This window comes from Streptomyces sp. HUAS 15-9 (genome assembly GCF_025642155.1).
In the GTDB taxonomy this organism is placed as follows: Bacteria; Actinomycetota; Actinomycetes; order Streptomycetales; family Streptomycetaceae; genus Streptomyces.
On record NZ_CP106798.1, the window covers coordinates 6,706,600 to 6,718,471 of the forward strand.

The following is an 11,872-nucleotide window of genomic DNA, read 5'->3' on the forward strand; positions in this document are numbered from 1 at the left end:
GCGTCACAGATCCTGCACGACACTCGTGCGGGCCTCGGCCACCGCGCGCCGGTGCTGGGTCACCGTCAGCGTCACCGGCACCGACGGACGCCCCTCGGCGTCCCGCTCCAGCGGCCCGGGCACCGCCACACAGCGCAGCGGCAGCCCCGCCTGCGCATACCCGCGGAAGTGCACGTCCCAGTCGGCCACCACGGCCCGGTCGGCGTCCACGCCACTGGCCCGGCCCGCGGTCAGGATCGAGGTCTGGCGCAGCGCCTCCAGGAGCAGCAGCCCGGAGACCTGGCCGTCCGCGGACGGGGCGAGCGCCGGGTTGTCCCCGCGGGTGAGGATCCATGTCGTCAACCGGCCGTGCGCCGACATGCCCGGCTCGCACACCACCACGTTGCCGGGGGCGCGACGGCCGATCTCGGCCGGGTCGACGGGCCAGCCCGCGCCGTCCGGCACGTCGTCCAGCTCGGGGGCGGCACGCAGTGCGCGGCGGCTGTGCTCGATGTGGTTGCGGTGCAGCGTCGGCATCAGGAAGACCAGCCCCGCCCTGCCGGTACAGCACGGGACGTCGTCGATGCGCACGTCGACGGAGAATGTCAGCCCCCGCGGCACCCCGCCGATCACATGGTCGGGCCGCGCGGTCAGCCGCGTCGTCATCCGGGGCGGCTCGGTGTCCCCGGCGCGCCAGGCCCGCAGATCGGTCAGGGAGAGCGCGAACCGGTAGAACAGGCCCGGCCGTTCGCGCGGCACACCGAAGTACCGGTGCCCCACGAACTCGCCGACCTCGCGCACCTCCTCCGTGACGGACTGCGCGTCGTGGAAGTGGCCGGGACCGTCGTTGAACAGCGGATGCCCGGTGGGCACCGAGCCGGCCAGGACGAAGTTCTCCTCGCCGCTGCTGGGCGCGTCGAGAAGGTAGTGCTCCCAGGACGTCGGGCAGTGGATCAGATGGCGGGTCGCGTACTTGAGCCCCCGGGCGGCGGTGCTCGTCGTGTCGACAGTCATGGTCTCTCCTCGGCGCGTTGGGAGCGCTCCCGGCTCACAGAGCTTGGGGAGGGCCCGTCCTGCGGCGCGCACTGTCCCCGTGGCCGCCACGCGGACGGCCCAGGCACACCAGGGTGCGGAGACCCAGGTGCCGGATGCCAGCCGGGGACGGTGGCAGCAAGTTGCACGGCAGTTAGTTGGGGTGCCGGGCCTGCCCGTGGGCAACCCCCGCTTTAGCCCCGCTCAGGCGGTCGACGGCACGGTGGGTGTCAAGGCGCGGTCGCACCCGGCCACCCCCTGTCACCGCGTGCCCGCGCCGATCGCCCGCCCCGCCCCGGACGTCATCCCCCGTCGTCCCGGGCGGGGCCCGCGGTCAGCCCGACCCAGTGCGCCACCTGGGCGCGCGAGGTGCTGCCGAGCTTCTTGAAGATGCGGCTGAGATGCGTCTCGACGGTCTTCGGGCTGAGCCGGAGCCGCGCCGCGATCTGCTGATTCGTACACCCCTCGCTGACCAGGACGGCCACCTGCGCCTCACGCCCGCTCAGCGCGTCGAGCAACGGCCCCGCGCCGCCGCTGAGCTCCGCCTTGTCGCTCGGCACCGCGGGGGGCCGTTCATGCTCCCGAACCACACGGACCTCCCGCAGCCGGGCGGCCGCCCGGTCCCGCCACACCCCGCCCAGGGCGCGCGCGTCCCGCACCGCCGTCTCCGCCGCCTCCAGGGCGCCCGCGATGTCGTTCGCCGCCAGCCGCACCTGGGCCAGACAAAGCGCCGCGTCCACGGCCAGCGGGACCCCGCCGGTGCGGCGCGCCGACTCGGCCGCCCGCTCGGCCCACCGCCCGGCCGACGCCAGATCCTCCGCCGCGAGCCGGGCCCGGGCGAGCCCGAGCTCCAGCAGGCCCGCCACATGCTCCTGCGCCGCGTCACGGGCCCGCACCAGCGCCTCCCCGAGCCGCCGCTCGGCCTCCCGCCTGCGCCCCGTGTAGAACAGCGCGTCGGCCAGCCGGTACACCGAGTCGAGGCGCCGCAACAGCGCGTCCTGACCGAGCCCGTCCAACAAGCGCGCGGCAGCGTCGGCGGCGTCGAGAGCGGCACCGAAACGGCCCACGGCGGCGTATGAGGCGGCGAGCAGACAGCGGGCGTGGACGATGTCGACGTCGGACCCGGCTCCGGTCCCGGCTCCCGCCTCGTCCCCTTCTCCGGCCCCGACCCCGACGCCGAACTCCGCCTCGTGCAGGGCCCTCTGCGCCCATTGCTGCGCCGTACGCCCCAGGGCCGGTTCCCCCCGGTCCAGGGCCAGCGCGGCGCATTCCAGGGCCGATGCCGTGGCGGGCAGGGTGCGCAGGGAAGGGGCCGAACGCTCCAGGCATCGTTCAGCCTCGTCCCAACGGCCCAGCAGACGCAGGGCGGTTGCGTACACCAAGGCATCCCGGGCGGTCAGCGGCACGGACGCGTACTCCCGCAGTGCGGACTCCGGCAGGCCGGCCAGTACCAGGGCCCGGGCGCGCAGGAGCCTTGCCTCCTTGTCGTCGGGCGGGAACAGCCGTAGCAGCGAAGCGGCCGCCGCGGCCTCGCGGTGCAAGCCGCTCGCCACGAAGCTCAACAGCTCGGCGCTCGCCCGCGCCGTGGCGTCCGGGGCCTCGTCGGTACGCATCCGGGCCTCAACCTCCCCCTTGGTCACCGCGACCATCTCCCACCCGGACCGGGGACTCCAAGAGCGCTGCCTTGTCCGGTAGTTGCACGACAGGAAGTCCCTGAGGCGTCGGGTGATTCCCGGACTACTGACACCGCCCGTACGAGGTCAGGCTCGGATCATGGCTGTCGAATCGGAACCCGCCGCCCGCCCGGTGACGGCCCTCCACGCGTCCGGCGCGAGCCGTGGACTGCGGGCGGGGTACGCCTCCGGGGCCCTGGTCACCGGTGCGTTCAGCACGCTCCCGGGCCTCCTGCTGCTGCCGTACCTCACCGACACGCTCGGCGTCGGCGCGGCCCTCGCCGGAACCGTGATCCTCGTTCCCAAGGTGTGGAACGCCTTCCTGGGGCCGCTCGTGGGGCATGCCGGTGACCGTCGGCCGCGCCGCCGCGCCCATCTGCTGGGCGGGGGCGTCGGTGTCGCCGCCGCGTTCGCGCTGATGTTCTCGGCACCGGGGCCCGCCTCCGCCGGGGCATGGTGGGCCGCGGTGGGCTTCTTCCTCGCCGCCACCGCGTACGCCTTCTTCCAGGTCCCTTACTCCGCCCTGCCGGCCGAAGTGACCGACCGGCTCGCCGACCGGGTCGCCCTCGTCGCCGGCCGCGTCGCCGTGATCGCCGTCTCCGCGCTGCTCATCGGCGCCGCCGGACCCGCGCTCGTCGACGCGGGCGGCGGGGGAGTGCCGGGACACCGCATGGTCGGGCTGTTCGGCGCGGTGTGCGTGCTGGTGGGTACGGCGGGAGTGCTGATCGGCATCGAGCGCGCTCCCCGGGGTGCCACGAGGCCCACCGGGCCCGGTCTGCGCCGCCAACTCGCCCTCGCACGACGGGTGCCGGGGTTCCCCGCGCTGCTCGTCGGGATCGTCGTCCAGTCCGTCGCGACCGGTGGACTGACTGCCGGGGCCCCCTACTTCAGCGAGCACATCCTCGGCGACAAGGCTGCCACGGGACTGCTCGTCGCCGCGTTCGTCGCCCCGAACCTGCTCACCGTGCGCGCCTGGACCCGGCTCGGGGCCCGTGTCGGCCACCGGGCCGGGTACCGGTGGGCGTGCGCCGTCTTCGCCGCGGGCTGCCTGCTCCTGCTCGCGGCTCCCGCCCTCCCCCTGCCCCTCGTACTGGCGGTCATGGCCCTCGCCGGTGCCGGGCACGCCGGGCAACTCCTCTTCCTCTACGCGATGTTGCAGGACTGCATCGCGGGCGAAGAGCTGCGCGGGGCGGGCGTCTCCTCCGGTCTCTTCACGACCTGCGAGACCCTGGGACTGGCGGTCGGGCCCTTCCTCTACGGCCTGATTCTCGCCCTCTTCGGTTACGTCTCCTCGGGCACCGGCCACGCCGTCACCCAGTCGGCGACGGCACACATGGGCATCCTCGTCGGCATCGGCCTGACCCCGGCGGCAGCGGCACTCGTCGCCGCCGCGGTACTGGGCCGGGGAGTACGGGGCCGAGGCTGAGGACGGGTCCCCACCCGGGCTGGGGCGGCGTCACAGCAACCGCGCCGGAGCCCCGTCCTCGTCCCCGTCGGCCGGAAGCGGTGCCGTATCGCCCTCCGCCGACCGGAGTTCGACCATTCCGGGCGGACCAGGCGTGACCGAGCCGACCGTCGTGGCCAGGCGTCCATTGCGCCGGCCCCGTAGCGCGGTCAGCGCCATGGCCTCCGCCGCGGGGTCGACCACCAGGCAGACACAGCCCGCGCCGGCCGCGTACAGGGGGTCGAGTCCCAGGACGTCGAACGCCTCCCGGGCGCCGTAGGGCACCGGCAGCGCGGCCTCGTCGACCCGTACCGCGTGCCCCGAGCGTCCCGCGAACTCCCGCAGCACCGCGGCGAGTCCGCCCTCGGCGACCATCCCGGCCGCCCGCAGCGCGCCCGGCGGCAGTGCCGTACGGACCGCCTCGACCAGTCCGCCGAGCGGAGCCACGTCGCTGGGCACGTGGTACTCGAAGCCGAGCCCGGCGCGCAGCGACAGCACATGCACCGCATGGCTGCCCAGCGGCGCGGAGACGAGGATCCGGTCACCCGGGCGCAGCGTGCCGGGGTCCGGCGGCGGGTGTGTGAACACCCCGAACCCCGTTGCCGTGAGGGCGAGTCGGTCGACCTCACCGGCCCGTACGACCCGCGCGTCCACCGCCGCGACCCGTACCCCGGCCTCCTCCACCGCCTCCCGCACGGACTGCGCGGCACGGTGCAGCAGCGCGGTCGGCAGCCCCGCCTCCACGACGGCGGCCAGGGCCAGCCGACGCGGCGTCGCACCGGCGACCACCAGTGCGTTGACGGCCGCGCACACCGCGAGCCGCCCGATGTCGCCGTTGCCGAAGAACGGCGGGTCCACCACGGACGTCACGGTGCGCAGGGCGAGCGGCGCGGGACCCGGCTCTTGGACGGGTTCGGGATCGTAGAGATCGCCCAGCGCCGAGACGAAGACTCGGGTCGGTGACATGGCGCCGCGCTCGTCGCGCAGCGCCACCTGGCCCACGGGCAGGGGAACGTCGTCCCGCAGCAAGGAAATCCCCCCTTTCCGGACCCGGGAACGCGGCGGTCGGTCTCACCACCAGTCTGGGTCAGTCTGCCCCCGCGTCACCGTCACGGTAGCCCGGGAAATCACGGACAACCCGCAGGCAGGGGTGGCGATTCAGGGGTGTTGAGGGGTCCGGCAAGGGGGACTGTCCGGGCGGTCGCCGTTCCTAGGGTCGAAGACCCGGAGGGCCCGGGCAGCAGGCGGATCTACGGAGCGGCCATGGTGGACGTCAGCACGCGGACGGAGCGGATGGAACGGCAGCAGGCCGCCGCCGACCGGCTCGACGAGCGGCTCGGGGTGTTCGTGCGCCGCTTCGACATCTCTCGTGCGGAACCGGCCGGTTCCGGCCCGCTGCGGGGCGTCACCCTCGGCGTGAAGGACGTCTTCGCCACCCGTGAGGCGGTCCCCACGGCACACAGCAGGGTGTACGACGCCGACTGGCACCGTGGCCGCGACGCCGTGGCCGTACGACGTCTGCGGGACGCCGGAGCCGTACCGCTGGGCCTGACCACCGCCGCCGAGCACGCCCTGGGCCGCCCCGACCCGGCCCTGCCGTTCCCCGTGCCGCGCAACCCCTGGGACCCGGACCGCTACCCCGGCGGCTCCAGCAGCGGCAGCGCCGCCGGTCTCGTCAACGGCCTGTTCGACGTCGGCCTGGGCACCGACACCGGCGGCAGCATCCGTATCCCCGCAGCCCTGTGCGGCGTCACCGGCGTCAAGCCCACCCACGGCCTAGTCCCGACCGCCGGCTGCCACCCCCTCGCGCCCGGCCTCGACACCGTCGGCACCCTGGCCCGTACCGTCCGCGAAGCGGCCCGCGCCCTCGGCGTCGCCGCCGCCTGGGACAGCCCCGAGCCCGCCTGGCGAGCCGACCTGGACGGTATCCGCGTCGGCGTCCCCGACCGCGCCCTGGAGGAGTCCGGGCAGCTGTCCCCACAGTGCCGCGAGGCCTTCGACACCGCCCTCGAAGCCCTCCGTGACCAGGGCGCGAAGATCGTTAGCGTCGAACTCCCCGAGCTGTACCCGCTGTTCGCCGCCCAGCTCATCACCCTGCTGGCCGAGGGCTTCGAACGGCACGGCGCCGGGCTGCGCGGCCGCTGGGACGAGTACGGGCGGCCGTTCAGGCGCACCCTGGTGCTCGGCGGCCTGATCCCCGCCTCCGTGTACGTCCACGCGCAACGCGTCCGCACCTGGGGCGCCGGCGCGCTGCGCGGCCGCCTCGACGGACTCGACGCCCTCGCCACCCCCACCTGGCCCACCGCCGCCCCCCGCTACGACGACCCCGCCGGCCTGGCCACCGTGTCCTGGCTGCCCAGCCTGTGGAGCGCCGTCGGCTTCCCGGCCGTGGCCCTGCCGATGGGCTTCGACACCGCCGGACTGCCGCTGTCCCTGCAACTGGCCGGCGCCCCCGGCACCGACCGCGCCCTGCTCGCCGTGGCCGACGCCTACCAGCAGGGCACCGACTGGCATCTGCGCACCCCAGCCCCGCTCCCCGCCACGCCGCCCGCCCCCGTCGCCCTGCCGCAGGGCGCACCCTCCGAGGCGGAGACCCGCCGGCAGCTGGGCGCGGCACTGCACCGGGCCGGAGTACCCGTCCCCGAAGCCGAACTCGCCGAGTTCGCCGGGCAGTGGCAGCTCACCGAAATGCTCTTCGGATTCCTGCCGGAACTCCGTGACCCGGCACACGAGATGGACCAAGACGAGAACTGAGGTACTCCTCATGACGACGCAGCAGAGCCCGGTGCCGACCACCGCGGAAAGTGCCTGGATTCGCCGCTACCACCCCGCCGTCGCCGACGCTCCCCGTCTGATCTGCTTTCCGCACGCGGGCGGTTCGGCGAGTTTCTATTTCCCGGTCGCCAAGGAGCTGACCCCCGGGATCGACGTCCTGGTCGTGCAATATCCGGGCCGTCAGGAACGCCGTAGGGAACCCCTCATCGACAACGTCCCGGAACTGGCCCGGCTCGCCTTCGAGGAACTGCGCCACTACGCCGACCGGCCGCTGTACCTGTTCGGCCACAGCATGGGCGCCACCGTCGCCTTCGAGATCGCCCGCCGCTTCCGGGACGCCGGACTCCCGGCCCCCGCCCGGCTGTTCGCCTCCGCCCGCCGCGCCCCCTCCCGCACCCGCGACGACCGCGTCCACACCCGCGACGACGAGGGCGTCATCAGGGAACTGCGCAGGCTGAGCGGCACCGACGACCGGGTCCTGGGCAACGAGGAGATCATGCGGCTCGCGCTGCCCGCGATCCGCAACGACTACAAGGCCGTGGAGACCTATCGCGTCGACCGCGGAGTGAGTGTCGACTGCCCCGTCACCGTCCTGATCGGCGACACCGACCCCAACACCACCCTCGACGAGGCCCACGCCTGGGCCGGGCACACCACCGCCGACTGCGAGGTGCAGTCGTTTCCCGGCGGCCATTTCTACCTCGCCGACCGGCAGCGCGAGGTGCTCGACGCCATCACCTCGCGGATAGCCGCCACCGCCACGGTCCGAGGATAGGGGTGACCTCGCCCGGACTAGGGGTCCGCACCGCGACCACCCGCATCTAGCGTGAAGTTCACCGCCGCCACGAATTCTCCTTTTTCGTGGCCAGAGGACAGGAATAGGGAATAGCCGTGAGTCGAATAGCGTGGAAGACGCTGAGCAGCGGAGAGCGCGAAGGTCTCCTGCTGGCGGTCGACTTCGTCGCGGGAAGCCGCGCGCCGGCCCAATTCGCCGACCTCGCCCCGCTCCTCGAACCGCCGCTCACCCTCTGGGCGAGCCGCCCCCCGGGCCCCGACGACCAGGTCCCGCCCACCGGAAACGCCTACCTCGACTGGTGGCTGGGCGAAGTACGAGCCTCCGGCACCCCGGTGGAGGCGGTACTCGGCTACTGCGCCGGCGGCGTCTTCGCGGCCGCCCTGGCCGAGCGCATCGCCTACTGGCAGCCCGCCCCCCGGCTCATCCTGCTCGACCCCGAACTCCCCGCGACGAGCGGCCTGTACGACGACTTCCACACCGCGGGCGACTCCCTCGCCGCGCTGCTCACCCCCGCCGAACTCGACGCGTTCCACGCCCGCGGCGAAGCCCTCGAGGCACAGTACGGAGGCGACCGGCTCCCGGTCGTCGGACGCGAACTGGCCGACACCTTCACCACCGCCGTGGCCACCGCGGCGGACCGGCTCGACCTGGACGAGGACATCCGCGACGAACTCTCCGGCGCCTTCGTCTCCCTGGTCTCCTACCTCACCGCGGCCACCACCCTCAGCCCGCTGCCCGCCTGGAGCACCGCCACGGCCCTCACCACGACCCCGCCGGACCAGCCCGTCGGCCACGAACACCGGGTCCCCGTCGCCCACGACGACCTCCTGCGCTCCACCGAGACCGCGCGGGCGCTGGAACGGCTGCTGGCCGAGTCGCCCGTCGCCGCGACCGGCAAGGCCGGGTGACCGATGGTGACGACGACCACCGCCGCTGCAACGGCGGCTGTCGCTGCCGCTGCCGCTGCCGCTGCCGTTCCGGTGCCCGGTCGCCCGGCGACGGAGCCCGCGGGCTGCCCCGACCACCCCACCCTGCTCCCCGCCCTCTTCGCCGAGCAGGCCCGCCGTACCCCGGACGCCCCCGCCCTCGTCGACGGCGACACCATCGTCACCTACCGCGAACTCGCCGAGCGGTCGGCTCAGTTGGCCCACCATCTGATCTCCCTCGGCCTCGGTCCGGAGGACATCGTCGCGGTCGGCATGCGGCGCGGCGCGGAGCTCGTCGCCGCCTTCCTCGCCGTACTCAAGGCCGGTGCCGCCTATCTGCCGCTCGACCTGCAGAACCCGCCACAGCGCCTCGCCCTCATGACCGAGGACGCCCGCCCGGCCGCCCTGATCACCCGCACGGGCAGCGCCGCCCCGGCCGGAACCGCGGCCATCGTCCTCCTCGACGACGCCGCCACGCGCGCCGAGATCGCCGCCGCCCCCACCACCGACCCCCGGGACACCGACCGCGTCCGGCCGCTGCACCCCGACCACCCCGCGTACGTCATCTACACCTCCGGCTCCACGGGCCGCCCCAAGGGTGTCGTCGTCACCCACCGCCCGCTCGCCGCCTACCTCGGCTACGCCCGCGGCACCTACCCGAGCGCCGCCCGCACCACCCTGCTGCACTCCTCCGTCGCCTTCGACATGACGGTCACCACCCTGTACGCGCCCCTCACCAGCGGCGGCACCATCCGCATCGGATCACTGGAGGAACCGGGCCCCAGCCCCGCCCTCCTCAAGGTGACGCCGTCGCACATGGCCCTGCTCGCCACGCTCCCGCCACAGGCGGCACCCACCGAACAACTCGTCGTCGGCGGCGAACTCCTGCTCTCCGAGACCGTCGAAGCCTTCCGCGCCCGCCACCCCCACGTCACCGTCCTCAACGAGTACGGCCCCACCGAGGCCACCGTCGGCTGCTGCGTGCACGCCGTCCACCCCGGTGACCACCTCCCGTCCGGCGCCGTCGCCATCGGCCGGCCCACCTGGACCAGCGAACTCCGCGTCCTGGACGGGCAGTTGCGCTCCACCGACGACGGGGAGCTGTACATCGCGGGCGGCCAGCTGGCCCGCGGTTATCTGCGCCGCCCCGCCCTCACCGCGGAACGCTTCGTCGCCGACCCGTACGGCCCGCCCGGCACCCGCATGTACCGCACGGGAGACCGTGTGCGCCGCGCCCCCGACGGCACCCTCTCCTTCCTCGGCCGCCTCGACGGCCAGGTCAAGATCCGCGGCTACCGCGTCGAACTCGGCGAGATCGAGTCGGCCCTGCTGCGTCACCCCGCCGTCTCCCGCACCGCCGTCACCGTCCACCGGACCGGCACCGGCGACACCCACCTCGTCGCCTACATCGTCCCGGCCGGTGCGACGATGCCCGACGGTTCGTCGCTGAAGGCACACCTCGCGGACACCCTCCCCGACTACATGGTGCCCAGCGCCTTCCTCACCCTCGACACCCTGCCCCTGAACGCCAACGGCAAGCTGGAGACGGACCGCCTCCCGGCCCCCGACTTCGCCGCCGTCACCACGTACCAGGCGCCCGAAACCCCCGAACAGACCCTCCTGTGCGACCTGTTCGCCACCTTCTCCGGCGCCGCCAAGGCCGGCCTCGACGACGACTTCTTCGCCCTGGGCGGCACCAGCCTGGGCGCTGCCCAGGTCGCCAACAAGGCCCGCAGGCAAGGCATCCGCATCGGCCTCCAGGACATCGCCGACCACCGCACGGTGCGCCGCCTGAGCGAGGCACTCGCCGCGCACTGACCCACACGACATGCACCACAACCAGCACCACAACAGGCACCACAACAGGCACCACAACAGGCACCAGAACAAGCACCAGGAATTGGAGACACGATGGAGCTGCTGCAGCTCGCCGGCATGGGCTGGATCTCCCGGTCCCTCGGCGTGGCCGCCCGCCTGGGCATCGCCGACCACCTCGCCGAGGGCCCCAAGTCGCCCGCTCGACTCGCCGAGTTGACCGACGCCGACCCGGACGGCGTGCTCTACCTGCTGCGCGTCCTGGGCATCGTCGGCGTCTTCCACGAACGCGAGGACGGCACCTTCGAGCAGACCGACACCTCGGAGCGGATGCGCGACGACCACCCGCAGTCCATGCGCTACTGGTGCGTCCTGGGCGGCGAGATGTACTACGACGTCTGGCGCGACCTGCTCACCACCGTCAAGACCGGAAAGCCCGCCTCACGCTCCGAGTACGGCGAGTCCATCTACGCCTACATGGACAAGGACACGGACGCCGGCGAGGTCTACGACAAGGCCATGGCCGACATCACCCGCCCCGCGGCCGCCGAACTCGCCCGTGACTTCGACTTCTCCCGGATCTCCAAGGTCATCGACGTCGGCGGCGGCACCGGCCACCTCCTCAAGGGCATCCTCGCCGCCCACACCGACATCCACGGCACCGTCGCCGAACGCGCCGACGTCGCCAAGCGCGGCGCCCAGCTCCTCGACGAGTCCGGCGACAAGGACCTGATCCGCCGGCTCTCCTTCACCGAGGCCGACTTCTTCGAGGAGGTCCCGAGCGGCGCCGACGCCTACTTCCTCAAGAACGTCCTGCACAACTGGAGCCCCGACAGCAGCACCCGCATCCTCAAGACGGTCCAGCGGGCCATGGCACGCACCGTCGAGGAGTCCGAGGGACTCGCCGCCGAACCCGTCCTCTTCGTCATCGAGCCGCTCCTCGGCCACGACAACGCCTCCGCGATCCGCTCGCTGTTCCAGATGGTGGTCTGCGAGGAGGGCACGCGCATCCGGTCCGAGGAGGACATGCGCAGGCAGGCCGAGGGCGCCGGCCTCGAAGTGCGGTCGATCCGCAATCTCTCCACCGAGCACAGCGTCGTCGAGTGCGTCCTCGCGACCCGCGACTGACCCACCCCGCCGACCGGCATCCCCACCCGCCTCCAGAGAGGACCAACCCGCCATGTGGGACGACCAGTTCGAGGGCCTCGTCCGCCCCCACCTCGGCTTCCTCCCCGAGGACGCCCCCTTCACCCAGGACCTCGACCTGCGCGACGCGGGCCTCGACTCGCTCGGCATCGTCGACCTGCTCATAGAGATCGAGAACACCTACGAGGTCAAGTTCACCGACGACGCCCTGTCCATGGAGACGTTCAGCACGCCGGGCGCGCTCTGGCGCACGCTGTCCGGCCTGCGCGCCGCAGCCGTGAGCTGA

The 11,872-nt window shown here is 73.4% G+C and carries 10 protein-coding genes; 7 read left to right on the forward strand and 3 right to left on the reverse strand.

The annotated features are described in order from the left end of the window. Positions 1-3: 3 nt before the first annotated feature. A complete protein-coding gene (locus N8I87_RS30880) occupies positions 4-993 on the reverse strand; it encodes an AfsA-related hotdog domain-containing protein (RefSeq protein WP_263213636.1) in 990 nt (329 codons plus the stop codon). 320 nt (positions 994-1,313) lie between these two features. Next, complete coding sequence (locus N8I87_RS30885) at positions 1,314-2,624, reverse strand: LuxR family transcriptional regulator (RefSeq protein WP_263213638.1); 1,311 nt, start codon at positions 2,622-2,624, stop codon at positions 1,314-1,316. Positions 2,625-2,784: 160 nt separating this feature from the next. Here N8I87_RS30885 and N8I87_RS30890 point away from each other — a divergent pair, with 160 nt between their 5' ends. Continuing rightward, positions 2,785-4,110, forward strand: coding sequence for an MFS transporter (locus N8I87_RS30890; RefSeq protein WP_263213639.1), 1,326 nt, complete (start codon positions 2,785-2,787; stop codon positions 4,108-4,110). A gap of 30 nt (positions 4,111-4,140) precedes the next feature. On the opposite strand, the gene N8I87_RS30895 is transcribed toward N8I87_RS30890, so the two are convergent. Then, positions 4,141-5,157, reverse strand: a complete 1,017-nt coding sequence (locus tag N8I87_RS30895) for an AIR synthase-related protein (protein WP_263213640.1) — start codon at positions 5,155-5,157, stop codon at positions 4,141-4,143. A gap of 234 nt (positions 5,158-5,391) precedes the next feature. Here N8I87_RS30895 and N8I87_RS30900 point away from each other — a divergent pair, with 234 nt between their 5' ends. The 6 genes from N8I87_RS30900 to N8I87_RS30925 all read left to right on the forward strand — a co-directional run bounded on the left by N8I87_RS30900 (position 5,392) and on the right by N8I87_RS30925 (position 11,872). Further along, on the forward strand, positions 5,392-6,882 hold the full coding sequence (locus N8I87_RS30900) for an amidase (RefSeq protein ID WP_263213641.1): 1,491 nt from the start codon (positions 5,392-5,394) through the stop codon (positions 6,880-6,882). A 10-nt stretch (positions 6,883-6,892) separates the two neighbouring features. Beyond that, positions 6,893-7,678, forward strand: coding sequence for a thioesterase II family protein (locus N8I87_RS30905; protein ID WP_263213643.1), 786 nt, complete (start codon positions 6,893-6,895; stop codon positions 7,676-7,678). Positions 7,679-7,794: 116 nt separating this feature from the next. Further along, positions 7,795-8,607 carry an alpha/beta hydrolase family protein gene (locus N8I87_RS30910; protein WP_263213645.1) on the forward strand — a complete coding sequence of 271 codons (813 nt, stop codon included), beginning with the start codon at positions 7,795-7,797 and terminating at the stop codon, positions 8,605-8,607. Between the two features lie 3 nt (positions 8,608-8,610). After that, a complete protein-coding gene (locus tag N8I87_RS30915) occupies positions 8,611-10,443 on the forward strand; it encodes a non-ribosomal peptide synthetase (RefSeq protein WP_263213647.1) in 1,833 nt (610 codons plus the stop codon). A gap of 93 nt (positions 10,444-10,536) precedes the next feature. Further along, positions 10,537-11,568, forward strand: coding sequence for an acetylserotonin O-methyltransferase (locus tag N8I87_RS30920; RefSeq protein ID WP_263213648.1), 1,032 nt, complete (start codon positions 10,537-10,539; stop codon positions 11,566-11,568). 52 nt (positions 11,569-11,620) lie between these two features. Continuing rightward, positions 11,621-11,872, forward strand: a complete 252-nt coding sequence (locus tag N8I87_RS30925; protein ID WP_263213650.1) for a phosphopantetheine-binding protein — start codon at positions 11,621-11,623, stop codon at positions 11,870-11,872.

Bases quoted from the DNA above. Each gene is read 5' to 3' on its own strand.
- N8I87_RS30920 (WP_263213648.1), top strand. From the start codon at position 10,537: ATGGAGCTGCTGCAGCTCGCCGGCATGGGCTGGATCTCCCGGTCCCTC.
- N8I87_RS30905 (WP_263213643.1), top strand. From the start codon at position 6,893: ATGACGACGCAGCAGAGCCCGGTGCCGACCACCGCGGAAAGTGCCTGG.
- N8I87_RS30900 (WP_263213641.1), top strand. From the start codon at position 5,392: ATGGTGGACGTCAGCACGCGGACGGAGCGGATGGAACGGCAGCAGGCC.
- N8I87_RS30925 (WP_263213650.1), top strand. From the start codon at position 11,621: ATGTGGGACGACCAGTTCGAGGGCCTCGTCCGCCCCCACCTCGGCTTC.
- N8I87_RS30885 (WP_263213638.1), bottom strand. From the start codon at position 2,624: ATGCGTACCGACGAGGCCCCGGACGCCACGGCGCGGGCGAGCGCCGAG.
- N8I87_RS30915 (WP_263213647.1), top strand. From the start codon at position 8,611: ATGGTGACGACGACCACCGCCGCTGCAACGGCGGCTGTCGCTGCCGCT.
- N8I87_RS30890 (WP_263213639.1), top strand. From the start codon at position 2,785: ATGGCTGTCGAATCGGAACCCGCCGCCCGCCCGGTGACGGCCCTCCAC.
- N8I87_RS30880 (WP_263213636.1), bottom strand. From the start codon at position 993: ATGACTGTCGACACGACGAGCACCGCCGCCCGGGGGCTCAAGTACGCG.